Source organism: Acinetobacter guillouiae CIP 63.46, from assembly GCF_000368145.1.
Lineage (GTDB): Bacteria > Pseudomonadota > Gammaproteobacteria > Pseudomonadales > Moraxellaceae > Acinetobacter > Acinetobacter guillouiae.
On sequence record NZ_KB849285.1, the window covers coordinates 133,893 to 159,958 of the forward strand.

Annotated in this window: 19 protein-coding genes and 10 tRNA genes; 9 read left to right on the top strand and 20 right to left on the bottom strand. The window is 39.2% G+C overall.

Translation table 11 applies throughout. The features are described from left to right. Positions 1 to 285: 285 nt before the first annotated feature. Complete coding sequence (locus F981_RS17435; RefSeq protein WP_004723774.1) at positions 286 to 1,497, bottom strand: multidrug effflux MFS transporter; 1,212 nt, start codon at positions 1,495 to 1,497, stop codon at positions 286 to 288. A gap of 146 nt (positions 1,498 to 1,643) precedes the next feature. Between F981_RS17435 and yccS the strand changes: the two genes are divergently transcribed. From yccS to F981_RS17455, 4 genes are all read left to right on the top strand, one after another. After that, positions 1,644 to 3,818, top strand: coding sequence for a YccS family putative transporter (gene yccS / locus F981_RS17440; protein WP_081401077.1), 2,175 nt, complete (start codon positions 1,644 to 1,646; stop codon positions 3,816 to 3,818). 99 nt (positions 3,819 to 3,917) lie between these two features. Next, on the top strand, positions 3,918 to 4,478 hold the full coding sequence (locus F981_RS17445) for an SdpI family protein (RefSeq protein WP_004723779.1): 561 nt from the start codon (positions 3,918 to 3,920) through the stop codon (positions 4,476 to 4,478). Positions 4,479 to 4,636: 158 nt separating this feature from the next. After that, on the top strand, positions 4,637 to 7,285 hold the full coding sequence (locus tag F981_RS17450) for a PepSY domain-containing protein (RefSeq protein ID WP_004723780.1): 2,649 nt from the start codon (positions 4,637 to 4,639) through the stop codon (positions 7,283 to 7,285). Between the two features lie 124 nt (positions 7,286 to 7,409). Continuing rightward, the gene (locus F981_RS17455; protein WP_004723783.1) at positions 7,410 to 8,195 is read left to right on the top strand and encodes a YdcF family protein; all 786 of its coding nucleotides are present in this window, start codon (positions 7,410 to 7,412) and stop codon (positions 8,193 to 8,195) included. Between the two features lie 33 nt (positions 8,196 to 8,228). Here the strand turns inward: F981_RS17455 and F981_RS17460 are convergent, their stop codons facing one another. The 12 genes from F981_RS17460 to F981_RS17515 all read right to left on the bottom strand — a co-directional run bounded on the left by F981_RS17460 (position 8,229) and on the right by F981_RS17515 (position 10,778). After that, on the bottom strand, positions 8,229 to 8,696 hold the full coding sequence (locus tag F981_RS17460; RefSeq protein ID WP_004723784.1) for a DUF2750 domain-containing protein: 468 nt from the start codon (positions 8,694 to 8,696) through the stop codon (positions 8,229 to 8,231). A gap of 75 nt (positions 8,697 to 8,771) precedes the next feature. Then, a tRNA-Val gene (locus tag F981_RS17465) sits at positions 8,772 to 8,847 on the bottom strand. 184 nt (positions 8,848 to 9,031) lie between these two features. Next, a tRNA-Asp gene (locus F981_RS17470) sits at positions 9,032 to 9,108 on the bottom strand. Between the two features lie 8 nt (positions 9,109 to 9,116). Further along, positions 9,117 to 9,192: transfer RNA gene (locus tag F981_RS17475), tRNA-Val, on the bottom strand. A gap of 107 nt (positions 9,193 to 9,299) precedes the next feature. Then, positions 9,300 to 9,376: transfer RNA gene (locus F981_RS17480), tRNA-Asp, on the bottom strand. An 8-nt stretch (positions 9,377 to 9,384) separates the two neighbouring features. Next, positions 9,385 to 9,460 (bottom strand) — tRNA-Val (locus tag F981_RS17485). 107 nt (positions 9,461 to 9,567) lie between these two features. Next, positions 9,568 to 9,644: transfer RNA gene (locus tag F981_RS17490), tRNA-Asp, on the bottom strand. 8 nt (positions 9,645 to 9,652) lie between these two features. After that, positions 9,653 to 9,728, bottom strand: a tRNA-Val gene (locus tag F981_RS17495). A gap of 72 nt (positions 9,729 to 9,800) precedes the next feature. Next, positions 9,801 to 9,877: transfer RNA gene (locus tag F981_RS17500), tRNA-Asp, on the bottom strand. Between the two features lie 44 nt (positions 9,878 to 9,921). Beyond that, positions 9,922 to 9,998: transfer RNA gene (locus tag F981_RS17505), tRNA-Asp, on the bottom strand. A gap of 23 nt (positions 9,999 to 10,021) precedes the next feature. After that, positions 10,022 to 10,097: transfer RNA gene (locus F981_RS17510), tRNA-Val, on the bottom strand. A 282-nt stretch (positions 10,098 to 10,379) separates the two neighbouring features. After that, positions 10,380 to 10,778, bottom strand: a complete 399-nt coding sequence (locus F981_RS17515; protein WP_004723787.1) for a YbaN family protein — start codon at positions 10,776 to 10,778, stop codon at positions 10,380 to 10,382. Positions 10,779 to 11,004: 226 nt separating this feature from the next. Between F981_RS17515 and F981_RS17520 the strand changes: the two genes are divergently transcribed. From F981_RS17520 to dapE, 3 genes are all read left to right on the top strand, one after another. Beyond that, complete coding sequence (locus F981_RS17520; protein ID WP_004723789.1) at positions 11,005 to 11,850, top strand: DUF1853 family protein; 846 nt, start codon at positions 11,005 to 11,007, stop codon at positions 11,848 to 11,850. A gap of 115 nt (positions 11,851 to 11,965) precedes the next feature. Next, positions 11,966 to 12,106, top strand: a complete 141-nt coding sequence (locus F981_RS17525; protein ID WP_004723791.1) for an entericidin A/B family lipoprotein — start codon at positions 11,966 to 11,968, stop codon at positions 12,104 to 12,106. Between the two features lie 156 nt (positions 12,107 to 12,262). Then, positions 12,263 to 13,396, top strand: a complete 1,134-nt coding sequence (gene dapE / locus F981_RS17530) for a succinyl-diaminopimelate desuccinylase (protein WP_004723792.1) — start codon at positions 12,263 to 12,265, stop codon at positions 13,394 to 13,396. Positions 13,397 to 13,472: 76 nt separating this feature from the next. Here the strand turns inward: dapE and F981_RS17535 are convergent, their stop codons facing one another. The 6 genes from F981_RS17535 to pilG all read right to left on the bottom strand — a co-directional run bounded on the left by F981_RS17535 (position 13,473) and on the right by pilG (position 22,047). Next, the gene (locus tag F981_RS17535; protein WP_004723795.1) at positions 13,473 to 13,937 is read right to left on the bottom strand and encodes a hypothetical protein; all 465 of its coding nucleotides are present in this window, start codon (positions 13,935 to 13,937) and stop codon (positions 13,473 to 13,475) included. Between the two features lie 8 nt (positions 13,938 to 13,945). After that, positions 13,946 to 18,472 carry a hybrid sensor histidine kinase/response regulator gene (locus F981_RS17540; protein WP_004723796.1) on the bottom strand — a complete coding sequence of 1,509 codons (4,527 nt, stop codon included), beginning with the start codon at positions 18,470 to 18,472 and terminating at the stop codon, positions 13,946 to 13,948. Positions 18,473 to 18,617: 145 nt separating this feature from the next. Continuing rightward, on the bottom strand, positions 18,618 to 20,687 hold the full coding sequence (locus F981_RS17545) for a methyl-accepting chemotaxis protein (protein ID WP_004723798.1): 2,070 nt from the start codon (positions 20,685 to 20,687) through the stop codon (positions 18,618 to 18,620). A 42-nt stretch (positions 20,688 to 20,729) separates the two neighbouring features. Beyond that, positions 20,730 to 21,266 carry a chemotaxis protein CheW gene (locus F981_RS17550; protein WP_004723799.1) on the bottom strand — a complete coding sequence of 179 codons (537 nt, stop codon included), beginning with the start codon at positions 21,264 to 21,266 and terminating at the stop codon, positions 20,730 to 20,732. Between the two features lie 3 nt (positions 21,267 to 21,269). Next, a complete protein-coding gene (locus F981_RS17555) occupies positions 21,270 to 21,638 on the bottom strand; it encodes a response regulator (protein WP_004723801.1) in 369 nt (122 codons plus the stop codon). 25 nt (positions 21,639 to 21,663) lie between these two features. Continuing rightward, on the bottom strand, positions 21,664 to 22,047 hold the full coding sequence (gene pilG / locus F981_RS17560) for a twitching motility response regulator PilG (protein WP_004723803.1): 384 nt from the start codon (positions 22,045 to 22,047) through the stop codon (positions 21,664 to 21,666). 284 nt (positions 22,048 to 22,331) lie between these two features. On the opposite strand from pilG, the gene F981_RS17565 reads away from it, so the two are divergent. Both F981_RS17565 and F981_RS17570 read left to right on the top strand, forming a co-directional pair. After that, positions 22,332 to 22,973, top strand: a complete 642-nt coding sequence (locus tag F981_RS17565) for a hypothetical protein (protein ID WP_004723804.1) — start codon at positions 22,332 to 22,334, stop codon at positions 22,971 to 22,973. A gap of 249 nt (positions 22,974 to 23,222) precedes the next feature. Beyond that, positions 23,223 to 24,938, top strand: a complete 1,716-nt coding sequence (locus F981_RS17570; protein WP_004723805.1) for a proline--tRNA ligase — start codon at positions 23,223 to 23,225, stop codon at positions 24,936 to 24,938. Between the two features lie 97 nt (positions 24,939 to 25,035). On the opposite strand, the gene F981_RS17575 is transcribed toward F981_RS17570, so the two are convergent. Next, entirely contained in the window at positions 25,036 to 25,995 is a 960-nt protein-coding gene (locus F981_RS17575) for a DUF6160 family protein (protein WP_004723806.1), read from the bottom strand. Positions 25,996 to 26,066: the final 71 nt, after the last annotated feature.

Genomic DNA, 26,066 nt, shown 5'->3' on the forward strand with positions numbered 1-26,066 from the left:
ATTCAACTTAGCAGCCTGAATCTTTATAACGAAGTATTTTGGCCGACGATTTACTCATCACTCGAATCGTCGGCTTTTGTTTTTCTGGCGTTTGTGTTTTTATCGTTTCTGCTTTGACCGCGTGTATGTGTATCGCGTACTTGTTCTAACAATACAATCTCTTAGAACCTGTCAATTTCCTCATACTTGAATAAAAAATACAGATCGTCTTTGATTCAATAAAACAAAATTCACTTTTGTCTTGTAAATAAACAAGACGATCTCTTGTTCAGTATCGATATAAGCTTAAATTTGTTTCATCTTGAACTGTTGAGCCACTTTTAAAATTGCCATAAATCCAGCCACAGTAAAAGCCAACATCAAAATTCCCATATTTAATAAATGATTCCATATGAGAAAATTCAATACCACACCACCCAATAGACCACACGCAAATTGCATACTGCCCATAATTGCACTTGCAGTTCCTGCTCTTGAGCCTTGTTCAGACATCGCCAATGCCATCGCATTCGGTCCAGTAAAACCAATCCCTGAAACAGAGAAAAATAAGCCCAACATCACAATCGCCAATGGTGCATCAGACATGAAACCTGCGCTGACAATAATCAATGCGCCTGTGACCTGAATCAAACCACCAATTTTTAACCGCAGGATCACCGAGAGTTTGTTGGCTAAACGCTTATTGATAGAAGACAGTAAAATGATACCAAAAGCATTAAAACCAAAGGCAATAGCAAACTGTTGCTGAGTTAAATGATAACCATCCATCAACACTGCTGCCGCGGAACTGATATAACAAAATAGTGCTGCACCAGTAAAGCAACCTGCCAACATTGGAAAGCGAAAGCTTCGATCTTTAAAAATAGCAGCATATAAAATAAAAACTTGTTTAAAGTTGAGACGCAGCCTACGTTCTGGTGCGAGTGTTTCCTTAAATAAAAAATGTACACAAAATAAGCAAAACAGACCAATCACAAACAAGGCAATAAAGACACCTTGCCAACTAAAGAATTGTAGAATGGCGGCACCCAAGGTTGGAGCAAGAATTGGGGCAATCCCCATCACAATCATCATACTGGAAAAAGCTTGTGCTGAACCTTGCACATCTAAACGGTCTCGAATTGCAGCCCGTGCCATCACCACACCCACACAGCCCCCCAAAGCTTGTAAAACGCGTGCGGCAATCAATGACCAATGATCAGGTGCTAAAACACACAACAAACTGGCAAAAGCAAACAAGGTCATACCAAAATAAAGCGGTTTCTTACGCCCAATACGGTCACTGATTGGACCATAAATCAATTGACCAACAGCAAGACCAAAAAAATACGCCGGCAAGGTATTGGCGACTTGCTGGGTCGTCACATTAAAATCTTGCGCCATTTGTGGTAATGCTGGCAAATACATATCAATGGATAATGGACCCAAAGAAGTAAATAAAGCCAAAAGCATAATCCAGCCCGTTGAATACTGCTGACCAACGTTTTTTTCAGACATAGATGGTTTATAATTTGATAAGGAATGTTGCAGACAAGTTTACACTGTCCATTGTATGATTTGTCACAAAGATAAGTGAAAAGTCATATAAGCCAAATCGCATTTCCCAAGTAAATAACACCCTATTGATTTAACAAGGATTTCCTTTGAACACTTGGCTGTTAAAACTCAGAAAAGCAACCTACAACACAAGTTTCATGTATAACTTGAGAATGATCATTGCCTTTACAGGGACTGCATTTGTACCTTATCTGTTGGGACAGCAGTTAATGACCATTCCTCTCACCTTAGGGGTGGTTGCAGCAGGTCTCAGTGATATAGACGATCGCTTCTCTGTACGTATCATGAATTTGATCTATACCTATATCGGATTCTTTATCACCGCTGCCTCAGTGAGCCTGCTCTTTCCTTACCCTATTCTGTTTGCCTTAGGTTTGATTGTTTCTTGTATCGGTTGGATTTTATTGGGTTCTTTGGGACGTCGCTATGCCACCATTTCTTATGGCTGTCTGGTGGTTTCTGTGTATTCCATGCTTGGGGTGCATTTATTTGATCAATGGTATATCCAGCCAAGTCTATTGGTGGTTGGTGCAATTTGGTATGGGGTTATTTCAACCATCAGTTTTTTACTGTTCCCAGTACGGCAAGTTCAAGACAAGCTGTCTCAATGTTTTTCCTCATTAGGTAATTTTCTATTTTCCAAATCCAATTTGTTTGATGTCGATATGACACCAACCAGCTATCAAGACAGTATGATTAGTTTGTCTATGGAAAATGGGCAGCTCATCAGCATTTTTAATGATATGCGTACCGCCTTGTTGACGCGTTTAAAGGGTGACCGAGGACAACGTGATACACGTCGTAGTTTACAATATTACTTTGTTGCACAAGATATTCATGAACGGGCCGATTCAGCACATATTGATTATCAAAAGCTGGCCAAAATGTTTGAACATAGCGATGTGTTATTTCGTTTTCAACGCATTTTAGCGCTGCAAGGCAAAGCCTGTAAGGATCTAAGCGATAGTATCTTACACCGTACCACTTACCAGCATAATGTCCGTTTTGAGCATGCTTTTAAAAACCTCAGATACTCGCTGGATAAACTCAAAAAAGAAGAAAATTATGACTTAATTTGGATCAATTCATTGTTTGCACTTTATCAAAACTTAAAGTCGATTGATGCCCAATTACAAAATCTCGAAACTGAACGACATATAAAATACGATCAAAGTAAAAATTTCGAAAACCAACTTAAAGATGATGACCTCAAAGGTTGGGATGATATTGTCATTCGAATCAAACAAAATTTAACTCCCGAGTCTGTACTTTTTAGACATGCAATTCGTGTTTCGATTGTTTTGTTTATTGGCTATGTTTTTGTGCAACTCACCAATATTGAATATGGTTACTGGATTCTATTAACCGCACTGTTTGTCAGCCAACCGAACTTTAATGCGACCAAACGACGTTTAAGATTACGGATTATTGGAACATTAGGCGGCATTATTTTAGGCTATGCAATTTTGTATTTTGTGCCCTCTATTGAAGGACAACTCTTATTACTCGTACTCAGTGGTGTATTGTTTTTTGATTTACGCAGTAAACAATATGCCCAAGCCACTGCCTTTATTACCATCATGGCGCTGATCAATTTTAACTTGGATGGGCTTGGCTATGAGGCAGCGCTACCTCGTATGATTGATACAGTGATTGGCTGTGCCCTCGCCTGGTTCGGTGTCAGCTTTATTTTCCCTGACTGGAAGTTTCGTCGTTTACCCCGCACGATTCAACGCTCATTGGAAGCTCAATGCAATTATTTGGCAAATGTAGTCGCTCAATATCATCAGGGACGCAATAATAGTTTAGAGTATCGAATTGTTCGCCGTGCTGCACATAATCGGGATGCAGATGTTGCCTCACTGATTTCAACCCTTGCCACTGAACCAGATTTTGACCCAAGTCAAAAAAGCTTAGCTTTTGAGTTCTTATGTTTAAATCATACCTTTCTTAGCTATATTGCAGCACTCGGCGCACATCGTGAGCAAGTGAAAGACCAACAGGTACTTAATTTATTGGATCAAGCTTTAGATGATATCTCTGGGGCTTTATTACGGGATGAAATGCCTGATTTAACCGCGCACAATATGTTGAAAGCCATTCGTACCCGTTTAAGCCAATCCGAGTCAGAAGACTCTAAATCACTCATTATTCTTCAACAATTGTCATTAATGTTCAGTATTTTAAAGCAACTAAGTAGCTTGAAACAGAATTTAAGCCATGAACGAGATGATCAATCTACTGAATTGGCTTCTTTATAAATGTGCATCAAAATTGCATCGTTATTTGGTACAATAGGTGCACTAAATCTTGAGATTTAGTGCTAAACTCTGACTAGATTTACATACATTACTGACACTATGACTGCCAAGAATATTTACGCTTATACCTTACAACCTGTTCCGTACGAAGTTTCGGAAGCCGAACAACGCGGCGCTCAACTTGCAATTTGGCGTAGTACCAATAAAATTGGGATTAAAGCTTGGGCAATCATGGGTGTAGCAGTGGTACTCTCATTACTTGGCATCGCTTTAATTAAAAACTATTCAACCATTATTTTTTGGGTGGTTCTTGCTGCAGTTGCCATCTATCTTTTGGTTCGCAAGTTCGGTCTTGAATGGTATGTAAAACGCAAGATGAATGAATTTCCAGTTCAGGAAATCAAAGGGGTAAAATTAGGGGTGCAGCCAAGTGGTATTGTGATGCGTCAACAAATGGGTGTACAAGAAGGTGTTGGAACCGTGGCTTGGAAAGACATTTATGAATGGTACAACACCCCTGAATTCTTACTGGTAAACTTTAAAGTAAAAGGCCAACAAGGCGCATATATTCTACCTAAGCGTATGGATAGCAAGAATTTTCCATTTGAAACACTGCGTAAACATTTAAAAGAAGTTGTTGGTGAACCCAAGACACTTTAATTTAAAATTTTAAAAGGCCTCCATTTTTGGAGGTTTTTTGTACTTTGTTATTTTAATAAAAATGATAATGAGAATAAATATTATCTGCAAAATTCATTATCTCTCCGATTTATTCAGCTATAATTTGCTATCAAAAATATTCTGCCCTTTGCATTGCCATGTTTAAAAAGACTTTTTTTCAAATTCACTGGTTTCTAGGGATTACAGCTGGTTTAATTCTCTCAATTATGGGAGTGACTGGTGCAATCTATTCTTATGAACAACCTATTCAAAGATGGTTAAACCCAGACAGCTACACGGTAAAAGTTGAAAATCAGGCAAAACTCACGCCTGCTGAAATTTATCAACATTTCCAAACCCAAAACCCTGAAATGAAGATCAACAGTATTACTGTCGCAAAAGCCGCTGAAGAAGCTTCAAACATTAATATTGTCAAAGAAAGCGCTCGTAGAGGTTATACCATGATGGTAAACCCTTACACGGCCGAAGTTCTTCCAGAAGTGAAAGGCAAAGATTTTTTTCAATTTATACAGCAACTGCATCGTAACTTAACTGTCGGTGAAGTCGGTAAACAAATTACTGGCGCCAGTACCTTGATGTTAATTTTCTTTGTACTCAGTGGCCTCTATTTACGCTGGCCGAAAAAGCATTCTTTTAAACAATGGTTTGCCATTAAGCCTAAACTCAAAGGTCGTAATTTTCTTTGGGATCTACATGCTGTAGTCGGAACGTGGGTGGTGATCTTTTATTTACTTTTAGCATGTACTGGGCTGTATTGGTCGTATGACTGGTGGCGTAATGGTATGTTTAAAGTAATGGGGGTTGAACGACCTCAGCCTGAAATGCAAGCGGCACGTGGTGGAGAAGGTCAAGGACGTCAAGGGGCTTCTGGCAATCCTCAACAACAACCACAACAACGTGGCGAAAAGCAAAATCAAACGACAGGTCATCAACAACCAGACCGTGAAAATAAGCATGAGAATAAAGAAGGTTTAAAACCAGAACAAATTCAACATGTACTTACTCAAACATGGAATGGGTTTAATGCTCAAATTAATCGTGACTATTCGACACTGACTGTTTCGATCCCTAAAAAGCCAGATGGTAAAGTTGAACTCACTTTTGTTGATGCTATTCCACAACATGAGCGTGCACGAAATAAAGCAACCTATAACTATCAAACTGCACAAATTGAAAAATTAGACTTATACGAAAGCAAACCACTCAATGAAAAAATCATGGGAAGTATGCTCCCTGTACACCGTGGTAGTTTCTTTGGCCCAGTTTTTCAATTCATCGCAATGCTTGCGGCATTGGCAATGCCATTATTTTTTGTTACTGGATGGATGCTGTATTTAAAACGTCGTAAGCAAAAGCGACTTACGCTTGCTGCAAAACAAGCGGGTTCAGCAATTCAAATTGATCCAAATGCAACACCTTGGTTAATTACTTATGCCTCTCAAACAGGAATGTCTGAGCAATTGGCATGGCGCACCTCAACCAGTCTACAAGAAGCCCATCAGCCAACAACGGTAAAAGCTGTACAACAACTCTCTGAAGATGACCTCAAGCAAGCCAAACAGATTCTCTTGATTGCAAGTACCTATGGTACAGGTGAAGCACCTGACTTAGCCTCGCACTTTGAGAAAAAGCTTATGGCTACATCATTGGATCTTTCGCATTTAAAATATGCGGTTCTAGCATTGGGTTCACAAGACTATCCTGAGACCTATTGTAGCTTTGGGCATCGCATAGATGCATGGTTAAAACATTCTGGTGCGCAACAATTGTTTGCTACGCTTGAAGTCAACAATGGCAATAATGCAGATATCCAACATTGGAATGATGCTTTAGCAAAAGCCACAAAACTCGATCTACAAACAATGTCTATTGATAAAGTTTTTGATCAATGGCGTCTAACAAAACGAGAATTACTCAATCCAAACAGCTTAGGCGCACCCGCATTTAATCTTGAATTACAAGCCAGTTATGATACAGCTTGGCAAGCAGGTGATATTGCTGAAATTCAAACGGGAAATAGCCCAGAACGTATTCAATTGTTCTTGGATAAATATCAAGTTCATGCAGAAACAAAAGTGGATTCACTCGAACAAAGTATTCAAGAAGCTCTTTGGAAGCGCGATTTAACTGTTGCTGTTGAACCTTTTGCCAATATGGAACATTTACTTGAGCAACTCCCTACACTACCGACTCGTGAGTATTCGATTGCCAGTATTCCAAGTCAGCAAGTGTTGCGTTTGGTGGTTCGTCAGCAACAAAATCCTCAAGGTGAGCTTGGTCTCGGTTCTGGTTGGCTGACAGAACATGTGCAATTGCGTGATAAAATTGCGTTAAGAATTCGTAATAATGAATCTTTCCATTTAATTACCGATAACCGCCCGATTATCTGTATCGGAAATGGTACCGGGATTGCGGGATTAATGAGTTTGATTCATGCCCGTGTTCGTATGGACTATACTGAAAACTGGTTGATTTTTGGTGAACGCCAACAAGCAAACGATTATTTCTTTAAAGATACAATTCAAGCTTGGCAAAATACAGCGATGCTAAAACGTATTGATTTAGCCTTCTCTCGTGATCAAGCTGAAAAAATTTATGTACATCATAAACTGCGTGATCAAGCGGAAGAACTGAAAAAATGGGTAGCCAATGATGCGGTGATCTATGTCTGTGGCAGTATCAATGGTATGGCAACTGATGTTGATCTCGCCTTAATTGATATCCTTGGAGAAGACACAGTTGAACAATTACGTTTAGATGGTCGTTATCGTCGTGACGTTTATTAGGGTCTATTGAATAAATTTACCCGCCAAAACCGAGCTCGATTGCTCGGTTTTTTTTGATTCATATATAATAAATACACAGATTTCGTTTAGAATTAGACTAATTTTTAATGATTTGTTTTCACCCATGTATAACAATAAACTCTTCCGCATTGTCTTTTTTTTGCTGGGATTTGTCTTATTCCTCGATGGATTTATTTTAATTTTATATAAAAAAATCCACTTAGGAACAATACTCCCTTTGCTGATTGGCTTAGCCTTTATCACTACAGTGCTATGGAGCCAACACATTCAGCAGTATTTAGCACAACACTTAAAGTTAAAGAAAATCTGGCGCTCAGGATGGATTCTATTTACGCTTTGGTCTGTCAGCTTAATCGGCTTCTTTGGTTATATCCACTTAAAATCCCAACAAAATACAGCAGAAAACAATCTACAAGCGATTATTGTGTTAGGCAGTGGGATTACCCAAGGAAAAGCCTCACCGACCCTCGCAAAACGTTTAGATCAAGCCGGCGAAATTGCAAAACAACAATCACAAGCTTTGATCATTGTCAGTGGTGGTTTAGATTTTGGTGAAGAAAAAACCGAAGCAGAAATTATGTCGCAATATCTACAAGAGCATATACAAATCCAAGCCAGTAGGATCCTACAAGAAAATAAAAGTACCAGTACTGACTTAAACCTAAAAAATAGCCAAGCGATTTTAAAAGCGCATGGTTTAACTTTAGACTCTAAAATTGCGATTGTGACCAGTGATTTTCACACCTTACGTGCCGCAGCAATCGCCAGAAAACAAGGCTATCATAACTTCATTACTGTAGGTGCTGAAACCCCACTCACGACACGTTATAACGCATGGTTAAGAGAGTACTTTGCCTATATCAGCGGGTGGATGCTCGGTGAATATTAAGGCACAGAAAACCATATCATTGTCTGTACAGCGTTACTGATGTAAGCGAATTTTCCGTGGTAACGGTAAGCGTTTATTGTTTTGAAATAACTCAGGTTGAGTCGTATACATCTGATATAAATAATTTTTGATATCGAGTAAAAATTTATTTGTTGAAACTAAAATATTCCGCCCTTCTGGGGTTAAATTTATAGAAATTGCCGTATTATTTTGTTTGATAAAAGGAATCATCTGTTCAATAAAAACAATGAGTTCAACTTCTTGAACTGCGTAACGGCTCCAGTTATCTTTAATCAGAAGTTGTGCCAAATTTTTACTTTGCCAAACAGCTAAAGACTGTTGCCCTGTCGGTGATGCGCACAAAGCCCAGCCATCATCATAAAGAACAAAAACCTTGGTTTGTGAAACAATCATTTCGACAAAATGTTTATATTGGTCTAGGGTTTGAACTGAGTTTTTTTGAATTGAAGACGCAGCTTTACGTTGATATGGATTTCGCATAGAAAATTTATTTTTAAAATACTTATGCTTATATATTATACAGAAGTTCTAAACAAATAACTAGATTGGAAAATTTGGTGGGCGCTGACGGGATCGAACCGCCGACATTCTGCTTGTAAGGCAGACGCTCTACCAACTGAGCTAAGCGCCCTGAGTGTGGATAAACAAAGTTGTTACTCTGTTTGAACCTATAAGAAAATCGATGATTTAATCTTAAGTTCTATCCTAAAGATGGGGAGTAAGCGATATGAAGTCTATAATGTTTGATCTCTAAAAATCAAAAAACTTCAAATTCTTACAATTCCAAGTATCTTGATCTCAGGAAATAAGATAAATGGCGCAGCGGACGGGACTCGAACCCGCGACCCTCGGCGTGACAGGCCGATATTCTAACCAACTGAACTACCGCTGCGTTGTATATGGTGGGCGCTGACGGGATCGAACCGCCGACATTCTGCTTGTAAGGCAGACGCTCTACCAACTGAGCTAAGCGCCCTGAGTGTGGATCTTCACAATATTACTTTATCAGAACATAAAAGAAAACAATATTCCCTTTCAAATTCTTATACATCCAAATATCTTGATCTCAGGAAATAAGATAAATGGCGCAGCGGACGGGACTCGAACCCGCGACCCTCGGCGTGACAGGCCGATATTCTAACCAACTGAACTACCGCTGCGTTGTATATGGTGGGCGCTGACGGGATCGAACCGCCGACATTCTGCTTGTAAGGCAGACGCTCTACCAACTGAGCTAAGCGCCCTGAGTGTGGATCTTCACAATATTACTTTATCAGAACATAAAAGAAAACAATATTCCCTTTCAAATTCTTATACATCCAAATATCTTGATCTCAGGAAATAAGATAAATGGCGCAGCGGACGGGACTCGAACCCGCGACCCTCGGCGTGACAGGCCGATATTCTAACCAACTGAACTACCGCTGCATTGTATGTGGTGGGCGCTGACGGGATCGAACCGCCGACATTCTGCTTGTAAGGCAGACGCTCTACCAACTGAGCTAAGCGCCCTAAACTAGAATAAATAAAAAGCTATTTAGACTCTAATTCAGTATTACATGTCACTGCAAAATCATTCTAAAGTGGCGCAGCGGACGGGACTCGAACCCGCGACCCTCGGCGTGACAGGCCGATATTCTAACCAACTGAACTACCGCTGCACTTTAACAAATGAATTGCTATACATACGATGATTGAATTTAAGTGGCGCAGCGGACGGGACTCGAACCCGCGACCCTCGGCGTGACAGGCCGATATTCTAACCAACTGAACTACCGCTGCACTAAAAATTCAACGTTAAAGCTTGGTGGGCGCTGACGGGATCGAACCGCCGACATTCTGCTTGTAAGGCAGACGCTCTACCAACTGAGCTAAGCGCCCTAACGACTTCATCGTTTGTGAGGTGCATTATAGAGAATCTTTACTGAGTGTCAAACGCTTTTCTCGATGTTTTACCTATTTTAGGTTTGAGTGATTAAAAAATAGATCATTTTAGTTTAAATTGGTGTTTTTTGTTTATTATTTATCTATTTATAAGGTTTTAAAACCTGTATTTTAATTAAATTGAGTTGATCATTTAATCAATATTTTAACCCTATTATCTATTTGCTCTAAACTTAATAAAATATTCAGTACTGAATGATCAAGAATATCAAATAAAGGCTATTCGGATTTATCCATTTCATTCAGATTTTTTACAATAGGTTTTGGTTCAGGGCGCAACCAAAGCCAGATAGCCACAATCAACATGGTCACATCGGTAAAAATTTTCACAGCCAGTGGTGCATTGGTGAATAACATAATTACTCCACTGATCAACATCATAATACTGGCGATCCACTTTGCTTTACGTGGCACAGTCCCATTTTCACGCCAAGCACGAAGCGTTGCACCATATTTTGGATGATTGAGTAACCAAGCATCAACCTGTGGCCAACCTTTTGATGCCGCCCAAGCTGCCAAGATGAGGAAAACTGTCGTTGGCATTCCCGGTAATATTGCCCCAATAAACCCGAGTACAATAAAAACAATCACCAATGTTCGCCAAAACAAAACTTTCATAGATTAACTCAATCTGCCCATTCGACTAGTATACCGCCCAAATGATTTTGCCAGTATATTTTAAATCAATTGAAATCATTGTATTTTAAAATCACGGTGTTCATCATTTCCAATACAGTCAAATTGAGCTTGCATGTTGATCCACTTATTTGCTTGAATCTCAACACACTAAAAACCTTTTCTTTAAAAATAAACTGAGTGAGTCCTCAGCTTAGGACAACATACAATGACAGACTTCTTTGAGCCTTGGTTAAAGTACAAACACCCTATTGTTCGTCAATTGGCTTTTTGCATTGCCAGTCCCAATATTATTCAGCATCTGCCTGATGAATTAGAAATTAAAAATCGTTTTGAAGTACACGACACGGCGTTTTGGCAACAACAATATATAGATTTTCAAACACGCTTAGATCAACTTGATCATGACCCCACCCCACTCATTGAATTTGTACAACAGCTTAAAAGCACACGTTTAGGTTTACGTTTTGAATATTTATTTTGGTTCTGGTTACAAGATGAAGCCAATCAACACTATCAACTGATTCAGCATAGTATCCAAATCATTGAAGCAAAGAATACATTAGGCGAAATTGATTTCCTTGTTCGTAATCAGGCCACAAAACAGATTGAGCATTGGGAAGTTGCTTTAAAGTACTATTTAGGCGAATCAAACTTACACTTAAAGCATTGGTATGGTCTAAATCGTAGCGACACCCTTTTACGAAAACTAAATCATTTCTCAGAAAAACAATTTCAATTTACCCAGGCTTTAGATCTTAAAATTGAAAAGAAACTGGCTGTGATGAAAGGACAGCTTTATCTGCCTCACAATACAGACGGTGTTGCATCCCCCTCATGGATCAACAAGCAACGTCGATTGGGTCAATGGGGACATCACATTGCACAAGATTTTTACCGCCTACAACGGCATGAATGGATTTGCCCAGATCTAAAGCAAAGCTCAGCTGCTGCCCAATTTTGGTGTAATGGTTTATATCATGATACCCATAGCCTGCAATTTTATATGTACCGCCAAGCCCCTCTGGCGCTTTTCTTTGACATAAATGCTTAATTATTCACGTTTCTTATACACGGTTTAACCAATCCACTCATAAAAACATAACGATATATTGACCCGATGCTCGTATACTAAAATTCTAATTAACGCGTGAAACACGGAGATAGTAATGAAAAAAATTTTAGCAGTTTCAATGTTATTCGCTTTTGTTTTAGCTGGTTGCAACACATTTAAAGGTGTTGGTAAGGATGTATCTAAAGCGGGGGATGCTGTTACGAATTCTGCAGAAAAAGTTGAAAATAAATTGTAAGACTCAACTTCATTCTACAACATGAGCCTTATCTCAATAGATAAGGCTTTTTTAATGCCAATTTAAATAGTTTTATCCTTTCTCAAGCTTTAAGGTTTTCATTCGGTTTTATCTTCCTCTATTATATTGTTCAATTTACTTACTTGATCAATGTCCATGAATCATTCGGATACCTTAGAACTGAGTTTACAACTTCTTCGTCAGCCTTCCGTGACACCTATAGACCATACCTGCCAAACTATCATGGCAGATCGTCTGTCTGCTATAGGCTTTAATATTGAAAATATGCGTTTTGAAGATGTTGATAATCTTTGGGCAAGACGCGGAACGGCATCTCCAGTTTTCTGTTTTGCAGGTCATACCGATGTTGTGCCTACAGGTCATCTAGATGCATGGGAGTCTGATCCATTCCTACCTGAAATTCGTGATGGCAAACTCTATGGTCGTGGCAGTGCTGATATGAAAACAGCATTGGCTGCAATGGTGGTTGCATCTGAACGTTTTGTAAAGAATCATCCCAACCATAAAGGTTCTATTGCTTTTTTAATCACCTCTGATGAAGAAGGCCCTTCTATCAATGGTACGGTTAAAGTTGTCGAAACCTTAGAAGCACGTAATGAAAAAATGACATGGTGCCTTGTCGGTGAGCCTTCAAGTACAGATACGCTGGGCGATATCGTAAAAAATGGCCGTCGTGGTTCATTAAATGCAGTGTTAACAGTAAAAGGGAAACAAGGCCATGTTGCCTACCCACATTTAGCCATCAACCCCATTCATACCGCGTCAAAAGCCTTAGCTGAACTATGTGATACGGTGTGGGACAATGGCAATGAATACTTCCCCGCAACTTCATTCCAAGTTTCCAATATTCAAGCAGGTACAGGCGCAACCAATGTTGTACCCGGCACGATGACCGTTACCTTTAACTTCCGTTACTCAACTGAAGTGACTGCAGATCAACTCAAATTACGTGTTCTTGAGATTTTAGATCGCCATCATGTTGATTATGATATTGAGTGGACCTTATCAGGTTTGCCATTCTTAACCCCAGTCGGTGAGTTGGTCAATGCTGCACGAACTGCAATTAAAAATGTGACAGGGACAGAGACCGAACTTTCAACCAGTGGTGGGACTTCTGATGGTCGTTTTATAGCACCGACAGGCGCTCAAGTGCTTGAGTTAGGTGTTTTAAACGCAACGATCCATCAAATTAATGAGCATGTGAATATTGCTGAATTAGAGCCTTTGGCTGAAATCTACGAACAAATCTTAGTCGAATTACTCGCTTAAGCTGAGCAATTCTCACTAAGTAAAAAAGGGCGCAAATGCGTCCTTTTTTACAGATAAGCTTTGAAAGCATTACAGATCAAGTCTTCTTTATCCCAATCTGTAACTGAATTTGATCCAAATCTGGCACATGATAAGTCTTATCGCCAATTTTCACATATTGTAAAATCGTCTTATCTTTGATGCTATCTTCTGCGTCGACCACTTCTGAAATCCGTAGCCGTATCGAGCTTGGCATTTCATTGCACATCAAGGCAAAACGCTCGTCTGCATCTTCCCCTTCAATGATCAGTGCGACACCCAGGGTCTTTTTAGGATCACTGACACTAAATGTCGGCAACTTCTTTTCATGCCATTCCACGACATTGACATAGGTTGGACTATTCTGAGCAGAAAGCACCACATTTTGTGGTAATAACATTGGTGCTTTATCATAACAATCAATAATATATGCATCAATAAACCCAGTAGACACCGTAATTAAATGCTGTAATTCCCGTGTGCTAATTTTATCAATTGCAGACTTTTCGATATTCTTTGTCATGAGCGTTCCTATTTAACCGTCAACAAAGCTTCAATATTTTCCAATAAATCAGCTTCTTGGAATGGTTTACCCATATAATTTGTCACACCTAAGCTAAATGCCCGTTCACGATGTTTTTCACCTGTTCGTGACGTAATCATGATGATTGGCAAATCGCGGTGAATTTCATGATGGCGAACCAAGTTGGTGACTGCAAAACCATCCATTCGAGGCATTTCAATATCCAGCAACATCAAGTCTGGTTTGACATTTTCAAGTTGCTCAATCGCATCCACACCATCTTTCGCAGTAATCACATCGAAACCTTGGCGTTCAAGCAAACGTGAAGTGACCTTACGAACGGTAACTGAGTCATCCACGATCATAATCAAACGGCGTTGATCACGATGACGTTGTTTATCATGTTGAAGATGTTCAGCGCCACCTCGGGTAGATGCTTGAACTTGTCGTGCAATATTTTGTCCATCCAAAATCAAACACACCTGACCATCACCCAGAATGGTTGCACCCGCAATCGCATTGATGGTAGCAAACTGCTTACCAATCGGTTTAACTACAATTTGTGAACGTGAACCAATTAACTGATCAACCAGAATGGCAATGGATTGCCCCAAGCTTCCCTTGATCAACAACACTGGTAATGAATGTGCAAGCCCATGTAACCGTGGAGTGACTTGATTCGAGGTAAACTCACCTAAATAACGTAGCTTATAGCTTTGGAAATCGATATCAAAATAGTCATTTTGAGTTTCAAAATATTCTTCCAAAGCGGCTGGTGAAATTCGAACAATACGATCAATTTGCGATAATGGGACTGCAAATTGCTGATCACCGACTTTCACCATCAAGGCATCGCTGACCGCAACTGTTGTAGGTACGGTAATCGTAAAGGTTGAACCATGCCCCAACTCAGAACTGACACTCACTTGTCCACCAAGTGATTTAATTTCACTTTGCACAACATCCAAGCCAACACCACGACCAGAGATTTGTGTCACTTGCTGTGCTGTACTAAAACCTGGATGGAAAATAAACTGTAGGATTTCCTCAGGCTCTAACTGCTGATCAGTTTTGATTAAGCCTTTTTCGATTGCTTTATCACGAATAACTTTTGGATCAATTCCTTTACCATCATCTTTAAACGATACAAGCACATCTGTACCTTGACGACTAATATTCAAATCAATTCGACCTGTCAATGCTTTGCCCGACTTCTGACGCTGTTCCGCATCTTCAATCCCATGGTCAATCGCATTACGCAACATATGCTCTAACGGTGAAACTAATTTTTCCAGAATATTACGATCCAACTCCCCTTCAGTATTATTGACTAAAAGCTCAGTGGGTTTATTCACGGTTGAAGAGGTCTGACGAACCAAACGCTGTAATCGAGGCAACAATCTTGAGAATGGTACCAGACGAGTACGCATCAAGCTTTCCTGAATTTCAGCTTGAATACGAGATTGCTGAAGCAATAAACCTTCAGTATCACGAATCTTTTCAGCCAACGTGGTCTTAAAATCAACCAAGTCAGATGCAGATTCAGCCAACGATTTTGATAACTGGTTTAGAGATGAATATTGGTCCATTTCTAAAGGGTCAAAATCTGCATAGCGAGCGCTTAAATCACCATGTTTTGCAATAATTTGGCTTTCTAACTCACCTTCCATACGGCGTAGCTGATCAGCCAAACGTTGAATAGCCAACTCCATATCAGTCAAGGTATTCCCTAACTGCCCCAAATCCATCTCAATACGTGAACGGTTGATCGCGTTTTCACCAGAAAGGTCAATCATTTTTTCAACCAAATCCGCAGAGATACGAATCATCTCATTGTTGGATTCAGTTTTTTGTGAAAGATCCCATTCACCCAGCATTGACGGTGGCTCAGTACCATCCCCCTGAACAAACTCACTGATCGATTGCTCAAAGATTAAATTTGTTCGAGATAATTTTTCTGGAAGCTGTGCAGAAACATCAACATATTCAATGCCATGTAAACTCGACTTTAAGCCTTCAAAGTTATCGTAGTGATGTTTAAAGATTGCTGCATCTAGCCAATGAAAGGTTTTTTCCAGTAAACCATCATAAACATTCGAGTTAAAATTATGTAAACCAAATTGCTCAAATGCATTTTCTAATTCATATGCAATATCAGCAACTTCTTCCAATTTCACCATTTTTGCACCGCCTTTTAAGCTGTGTGCAATACGTTGTAATTGGAGTAGGAAGCTACGGTTGCTACGCTGATCAAACCATTGAGATAAAATGCTTAAACCATCATCAATCAGCTCTCTTGCTTCTTCGATAAAGGTTTCTCGGGCAACAACTTCAACAGGATCTAAACCTGCATCTTGATTTGCATCTATAAACAATTGAGTAGCATCAATTGCAGGTTGTTGATCTTGATCCGAGGGTTCAGTTTCAAGCAATTCTGGAGTTTGATCAATCGCTAAAACGATATCGTCTTCAACATATGCGACTTCATGTAAATCTGCTGAATCATGGCTAAATTGTGGTTCAACCACTGTTGGCGCTTGAACAGTTTCAATCGGATCTTGCTGATCGATATTGTGTAAAACATTGAGAATATGAGTTGCAGGATAATCAATTGTTTTTTCACGAATCAATTGAATGCGATCTGCCACATCATCTTGAATTAAACGAATTGCTTGAATAATGTGTGGTTCTGCTTTGAGTTGACCTTTAATCACGCGTTCATAAATGGTTTCTAACTCATGCGCAATCAAACCAATATGGGTCGCTTGCACCATATTTGCACCACCTTTTAAGGTATGCAAATAACGCATCAAATTGTTTAGTGCTGTTGTGTCATCAGGATGAATTGACCAAGTATTTAAGTCATGGTCCATCCCAACCAACAATTCGTCGGCTTCTTCAATAAAAATGTCGAGAACATCAGCATCAAATTCACGTTGACTATGTTCTGAGTCAATATTCTGTTTATCCAGATTAATTTGCGTCAGTACATAGTTCCCTACTGATTCAACAGGGTTCGCTGCCATTGAGACTGTATCTGGCTGCTGTTCAGTGTCTAGCGCAATCCTTGTTTCAACAATTTGACCAGCAACACCAGTGTCTATTTCTTGGTGTAAATAGTCATGTAACTCAGCCAAAATCGCTTGTGTTGATTCATTTAGGCTGACTCTTTGTCCTGATGCCAAAGTATCGAATAAATGAATAAATTCCTGATGGGCCTTAGAAAACATTTCAAAAACATAATCAGTATTTAATAAATCAGGCTTGCGAATAACTTGTTCATAACCATCTTTTAAAGCAAGACTAAAATCATGAATGCCTTGTGCAGCACGATTATTGGTATGATCTATCAACATCTGCGCTTGTTGAGCCAGTTGTTGGAAATATGCTGGATATTCAACTTGGGCACGCTTATCAAACTCAAACTCGGCATCAAGTAATAGATCGATCTCAAGATCAACCAATTGTGTGACTAAACCCGTTTGCGAATGTTGATATTGATGTTGGAAATCGTAGCGTTCCCAAGCATCATTAAATTTTTGATAAATGGTTTGTAGCTCAACAGCTTGATTACCTTTCAGCTTTAAAACATAGAGATAATCACTGACAAATTCAGCATAGTAAGTCAGTAGCGCATTTTCATTTTTTGAGGACTCGGTATCTTCTTGAACCAATACTTTAAATAAATGCTCGACCTTACCACTTGCTTCAAAGACCTCATTGACATGCGCCATTGAAGAACTGCCACGCAAAGTATGCAAGGCACGAATCAAGCGATTATATTGATCAGGCGTATGTTCTTCTAAGTGCAAAAAGTCTTTAATTGCCGCCAGATGCTCCTCTGACTCTTCAACAAAGATTTCCAAGGTTTCAGAGGTTAAACTATCATCTGCAACAGTGGATTCAACTACCACTTCTTCTTCAGTCGTATCTGTAGAGCCATCTGCAACGAGATCAACCACATGCGGAGTGGTCACAGAGGTTCCTGCTGCTGTTGCAGTATCTTCACCAATCTCCAAACCAGTAATGACATTTTCATTATCCAGTGTATTTGATAATGCCAATAACTCATCTAAAGCAGGTTCTAAGCTTTGTTTCTGTTGTAGCTGTTGCCCCAAATACACCAAAGGTGCTAAATCTAAATGATGCGGTTTTCGATTTAAAAACTCTGAGTAGAGTTTGAATTTATAAATATTAAATACTGCGCTTACATAGTGTTGAATCTCGGAAGTAAGTTCCAGATTTTTCGTAATAATACGATTTAATGTATCTTCAACAGTCCAAGCAAGTTCACCAGAACGTTTAGCCCCCACCATACGCCCAGACCCCTTAAGCGTATGAAAATAACGGCGAATATTGACCAATTCGGTATCTTTAAACTCTTCGAGTTGCCATCGATCAAGAGAGGTTTGTAGCTGTTCAAAAATTTCTTCAAGTTCTTCTACAAAAATTTCTAAAATTTCCTCATCCTGACCAAGATACGCATCTTCAGGTAAAGTAACGTGTTCCACTAAATGTTTTAATATTTCTTTCATAGCTCAGGCTTCTATGTTAGTTCCCGTCTTTGGGACTAAAACCTTTCAAAATACAGTCAAGCTGAATGGCTTTAGAAGGCGTTCCATTCTGTGCAATAGCCACTTGTTACAGTAGATATTGCACATATATAAAGTATCAATCGTTTTAGTCAGGCAGTTTAAAGTCTGAAACTGATTGACGTAATGAATCCGCCATACTTGCCAATTCAGAAACCGAACGGGCTGTATCAAATGTTGCACCAGTGGTTTGTGAGGTAATTTCTTGTACGACATTCATCGTATTTGCAATATGACCTGCTGAAGCAGACTGCAATTTCGCTGACTCAGAAATACTTTCAATCAAACCAGCCAAGTTACTTGATACTGTTTGAATCTCACCCAAGGCAACACCCGCATCTTTTGCAAGGTTCGCACCACGCACAACTTCCGAGGTGGTTTGTTCCATTGAAATTACGGCTTCATTGGTATCGGTCTGAATGGTTTTAACCAGTGTTTCAATCTGCTTGGTTGCAGATGCTGAACGTTCAGCAAGACGCTGTACCTCGTCCGCAACCACGGCGAAACCACGACCCGCTTCACCTGCCATAGATGCCTGAATTGCTGCGTTTAATGCCAAGATGTTGGTTTGGTCGGCAATATCATTAATCAGCGATACGATGTTACCAATCTCTTGAGAAGACTCACCCAAACGTTTAATACGCTTAGAAGTTTCTTGAATCTGCTCACGAATCGTATCCATCCCCTCGATTGAACGGTTTACCACATCTGCACCATTTGATGCAATTTGTACAGAACGCTGTGCTACCTCTGCTGATTCAGCAGCATTTGCAGATACGTGGTCAATCGACTGTGCAATTTCATTAATCGCTGTTGATGCCCCTGCAATCTCTTGCGCCTGATGCTCAGAAGCTTCAGCCAACTGGTTAGTAATCTGTTGCGTATTCTGCGTATATTGTGCAACTTCTTGAGAAGTGTCATTAATTCGAGATACCAGGTCACGTAATTGGTCAATCGCAAAGTTAATCGAGTCGGCAATTGCACCAGTAAAGTCTTCCGATACCGTAGCATACGAACTTAAATCACCATCTGCCAAATCGGCAATTTCATCAAGTAAACGTAAAATCGCATTCTGGTTACGGTCATACTCATCTTGTAAACGTGTTACACGAACTTTATCTGACTCACTACGTAAACCGAGTAGTTTAAATACAGCAAATAAGAATGCGCCAAGTGCAAGGAGTAAAATCAATGCAGGTAAAATCGTACCCACACCAGTATTTACCGAAAGTCGATCCAAACCTTTTAATAAATTATCCGATTGCGCAAAGATGTCTGACGATGCCTGACGTACTTTAAAAATCTGATCAGAGTTCTTTAGTACAGAAGTTGATGCCAATTGCACAATTTCATTGTAATCCGCTTTAATACTTTCTAAAGACTCACGTAGTTCAGGTTTATCAATACGTATTACACCTAAATCGGCACTACCATTGAGTTGCGCATTTAAATACGTACCAAATGTTTCGGTATCCGCATTAAAGTCATCTGCTGAAACACGGGTATTCTCTGAACCACTTAATACTGAACCAATAGAACGTAAAATACGTTCCGCAAGGAATACTTGGTTTTTTGCGATAACAACCTGAGTACTTGACATATTGTCACGTGCCATTTGGTCAACCATTGCATTATATTCAGCCTGCATGCCAGGGATCACATCCGCAACAGCGATATTGGTATCATATAATTGGTTAATGATCTTTTGATGTGTCGCAATCATGTCGATATCAGCAGAAACTTGTTTCCATGTTTTTTCAACGTCTTCCACTTGTTTTGAAGATGCATGAATATCTTTGACAACTTCTAAGTTTTCTTTAAATTTCTTTTGTGATGCAACTAAAGCCTCTATTGATTTTGTCGAACCTGATCCAGTGGCTTCAGCTGCTTGACGAGATAAGGTCTGTGATAAAAGTTTTAATTCACCCAAGCTACGAGTTAAGTCGTTATTTCGAGGAACTGTATAGAATAGAACCAAAAGCAAAATAATCGCAACGATGATGCTGGCAATTGCCATTTGAATAAATGGCTTTGATTTGTCGCTTTCCCCAAACAACTTAGCAAATTCATCAATTTTTGATTTGGTTTTGGTTAATACGCCTGAACTACTTTTTTGAGCAGTATCCCCTGTATTTTTCTTCTTTAGTTTAAAGCCCATTCAGCTTCTCCCGATTCGCTTAACTCTCATTAGGCGTCAAAGCTAGTTTATAAATTTTTCTGATGCATTCATGTATTGAGGATCATTTAACAAACGACTAAACAAGAATATATTCCAAGCCTGATTATGCTGCTGAAAATATCCCTGACAATAGGTTTGAAGGTTTTCTTCTAATTGATTGTTTTTAGAAAAAAAACCTTTTTTATTAAAATGTTGAATCCCCAAAACCTGATCTACGATCAGACCAACATAGTGGTCATTATGACTAATACATAAGACTTTTTGAGTAGGTAGAAATTGGCTTCTTTGCCCCGTTAAATAAAAAGCCAAATCAGAAACTGACAATAACCGTCCGCGAATATTCGCTAAACCTCTCACCCATCCCTGAACATTGGGAACGGGTGTGTATTTTGGCGGATAAATAACTTCTGAAACCTCACCCAAAGGCGCAACAAAATATTGCCCCATCATTTCAAATGCAATGCCTGACCATCGGTTTACTTCATTTTCATTGTCAGCGTAATTTTTATTTCCTCGCTTAGACAATCGAAGTAATTCGATAAATCCATTTGCTGCCATACATTATCCTGCTTGTAGATGTTGCTTAATCGTACTGATCAGCTGATTCTCATCAATCGGTTTGGTTAAGTAGTCACAAGCCCCTTGACGTTTTCCCCAAACGCGGTCGGTTTCTTGATCTTTAGTACTTACAATCACAATTGGAATATGCTTGGTGGCTGCACCACGTGCGATCTGACGAGTCGCTTGGAAACCATTTACACCAGGCATAACAACATCCATTAACACAAGATCCGGCAATTCAGCTTGCGCCAGTGTAATACCATCTGCACCATTGGTTGCTTCAATCACTTCAAATCCATGCTTAGCTAGAATTTCTTTAAATCTAAACATTTCTGTTGGTGAATCATCAACTATTAAAATTTTTGTCATTATTTCCCCCAAATTAACCGTTCATTTAAGCAGTCACATGATTGCGAATAGCATTTAATAGTTCATCTTTACTAAATGGTTTTGTTAAATATTCATCTGAACCGACAACACGACCTTTTGCTTGATCAAATAAGCCATCTTTACTGGATAACATGATGACTGGAATATTTTGATAATTTTGGGAGTTTTTAATCAAAGCGCAGGTTTGATAGCCATCCAGACGAGGCATCATGATATCGACAAAAACAATATCTGGATTTGCTTCAGCAATTTTAGATAAGGCTTCAAAACCGTCTACAGCAGTGACAACTTCACAACCTTCTCTTTGTAATAATGTTTCAGCAGTACGACGAATGGTTTTAGAATCATCGATCACCATGACTTTTAGATTTTGAAATTTATCGTCCATTTAATGCCCCTTTCCGTAAGCTTGGAATGAATTGTGCTGTACAGATTTATTTTTACAATTAATCATGTTTTTTTAACATATATTAACTCACTTTATCAATGAACATTTCTTGTCGGAAATCTCACTTCAAACAGTAAAACACAGTAAAGCTCACATAAAAAAAAATATTCTGCTTTTTTTTAGAAGTTAATTGTTTATTAAAATTTTGTAACCACATAAAATGACCAAAGATAGTTTCAAAATCATATAACTTACATTGATTTTTTGGGGATGGTAGACTTTAAATGGATAGAATAATCTATTACCAAAATATAGCGTCAAAAACAAAAAAAATATGCAATACCGCCCTTTCAGTCAGCTTACTCATCTGTACTTTATCGGTCTATGCTGATACGCCTCAAGCTAAAGCGGTATGGTATCGATATTATGATAAAAATGGGGTGGCCAATATCAGCACCTCGGTCACACCAGCACACATAAAAAATGGTTATGAAGCACTTGATCGCAACATGCAAGTGATCAAACGTAATCATGCTTATAATGTCGAAAAAGATTTACAGCAATCGACGTCACGCGCATCTGAAATGCGTAAATTAGAACAAGATGCGCGCTTAAAGCGTGCCTATGGCAACTCATCTGTCGCTGTCAACAAAAGAAATGAACTTCTAAGCAATATAAAACAACAAATAACACTACAAAACCAAACACTTAAACAACTTCAAAGTGATCGTATTATACTTAAAAGACAAGAAATGGAATACTACCGCAAAGGTAACTCTGTTCCTGTTACACTCAAAGATCGGATCAAATACAATTCTGAAAACATAGATAAAACAAAGAATTATATTGGAAGCCTACAAGACAACTACCGCAAGACACAAACCTACTATGATGATATTATTAACCGCCTTAAAAAACTTGAATAATCACCTTTTAATTCGGAATTCCTTGGCTCTATTATTGATAAGAACTTAACAAAACAATATAAATGATTTAAACAACCTTTCACGATATCGGCTAATTTCAAGTTAAAACCGAGCTCTGATCGCATCGCCAATATAAGAATAGAAAGTTTTCAATTTAAACAATCATTAAAAATGTTCAGCTTATTTTTTTATCGTATTTTTTTATCGTATAATCATTCCTTTAAATCTAAAAATTTTAGGACAGTTTCCATGCGCGCGAGTCGCTTTTTATTTGCAACGTTAAGAGAAACCCCAAACGATGCTGAAGTCATTTCACATCAGCTCATGTTACGTGCTGGGATGATCCGTAAATTGGCTTCAGGTTTATACACTTGGTTGCCGATGGGTGTACGTGTGCTCAATAAAGTTGAAGCGATTGTTCGTGAGGAAATGAATCGTGCAGGTTCTTTGGAAACATTAATGCCCGTGACGCAGCCAGCTTCACTATGGGAAGAATCTGGTCGTTATGTACAATACGGCCCAGAACTGTTGCGTTTTAAAGACCGCCATAGCAATGACTTTGTTCTTGGTCCGACACATGAAGAAGTCATTACGGATTTGGCTCGCAATGAATTAAAAAGTTATAAACAACTTCCAATGAATTTTTATCAAATTCAAACTAAGTTCCGTGATGAAATTCGTCCACGTTTCGGTGTGATGCGTTCGCGTGAATTTATTATGAAAGATGCTTATTCTTTTCATGTCGATCAAGCGTCATTACAAGAAACTTATGATGTTATGTACGATACGTATTGCCGAATTTTCACCCGCTTAGGTTTAAACTTCCGCCCTGTTCAAGCAGATACAGGATCGATTGGTGGTTCAGGTTCACATGAGTTTCACGTACTTGCATCAAGTGGTGAAGACGATATCGCTTTCTCAACCGAATCTGACTATGCGGCCAATGTTGAAATGGCTGAAGCAGTATTGACTGGTGAGCGTGCAGCACCTAGCCAAGATCTAAAAATTGTAGACACACCAAATCAAAAAACCATTGCTGATGTTTCTGCATTTTTAAATACAGATCCAGCGCAATCGGTAAAAGCCTTACTTGTACAAGGTATTGCTGATGAAAAGGGTCATGTTCCTGTAATCGCGTTATTCCTGCGTGGCGACCATGAGCTCAATGAAATTAAAGCTGAAAAGCATCCACTGATTGCCGCACCTTTAACATTTGCAACAGATGTTCAACTCAATGCTCTTGGTTTAACTGCAGGATTCTGCGGACCACAAGGACTGGTTGAGAAAGGCTTAACTGTGATTGTTGACCGTGCAGCCTCTGTGCTTTCAGATTTTGTTGCGGGAGCCAATGAAGTCGATAAACATGCCACTGGTATCAACTGGGACCGTGATGCAACATTTACAGAAGTTTTTGACTTACGTAATGTGGTTGAAGGTGACCCATCTCCAGATGGTCAAGGCAAGATTTTAATTAAACGTGGTATTGAAGTCGGTCATATTTTCCAATTGGGTACCAAATACTCAGAAGCACTCGGCTGTAAAGTTTTGGGTGATGACGGCAAACCATTAGTGGTGACAATGGGCTGTTATGGAATTGGCGTAACCCGTGTAGTTGCTTCCGCGATCGAACAAAACTTTGATGAGAAAGGTATTATTTGGCCATCTGCAATTGCCCCTTTCGAAGTTGCAATTGTACCAATGAATGCGCAAAAATCTCCACGTACGCTTGAAGCAGCTGAAGCACTTTATGCTGAATTACAAGCCGCAGGTTATGATGTATTACTGGATGATCGTAATGAGCGTCCTGGTGTTAAATTCTCTGACTTGGAATTAACAGGTATTCCTCACCGTATTGTCATTGGTGAAAAAGGCTTAGATGCTGGAACTTTTGAATACAAAGGTCGTAGAGATGCCGAATCTGTAAATTTAAGCAAAGATGAGTTATTGGCTAAATTAGTGAAGTAATTTTTCAATCGCATTAAAAAAGCCCTGAAATAAACTAAACCCTATAAGTCACACAACTTATAGGGTTTTTTATGCTTTGATATTTTATAGACCAGCATTACAGACCATTAATTTTGACTTTTAAATCTGTAACTGATGTTCCGATTGCCCCAAAGTTCCCCATCGAGCCATTTTGCAGACCATTAAAAGTCCCTGCCGCACTTGCCCCACTCGTTCCCATAATCATCTGATTGATACCCAGATCAAACTTACTCGATTCACCCGTATTACCAAAGACAAAACCTGTTGGTTCAACGCCAGCATAGAAACCGTTTAATGAAAAACCATTGACCTTATCTGTTCCAGTTAATTGGAAGTTAAAATTTGCACCAATATCGCTATCATCAGATAAAAGTGCAATAGCACAGCCTGATCCCGTACCACAAATCGATTGAATTGCCCCACCAAAAGCAATCATACGCCCTTGAGGTGCATTACCTAACTGTAAATTAATGGTGGGTTTGGCAGCAGCAAAGTTGATATCAAAACCATCATTCAGTTTTAAAAATTTAATGACATCGGATTTTTCACTGGTACCTGTAAAAATAGATTGATATCCAGCAGGCCCTGAAGATGAACTCGCTCCAGCCAAGTAAAGCGCAAATGGTGAAACTTTAATCCCGGTAATATTACTTGCAAAGCTCATTCCGATATTGGCAAAAGGTTTACCACTTGCTCCACCTGTAGCGCCCCCATCGGTATCCATGACTATGTTCATCGTTGGGGTATTTGAAGCGCCTAGAAAAGTGATATCAACAGTTTGGTCAGCAACCGTACCAGCACTTTTACCAGCAAGAACCAGCGATGCTTTATTTGCATCATTCACAGTTGAGCCTAACCCGTCACGATCAATAATTGAAATTTGATTGAGTTGAACTTTACTCAAATTTATACCAACATTTATCCCATCTTGCCCCGTTGTTTGGGAAAGACTTTGATCATCCATAGGTTCCATTGCCAGCGCAATTGGACTCAGTATCAATAATGATATACATCCTAGGTTTCTATTTTTTTTCATTATCCTAATCCTTAGGAAAATTTATATACTGCCTACCACATCACAGTCTAATCAGAAATTCTGTACGATAA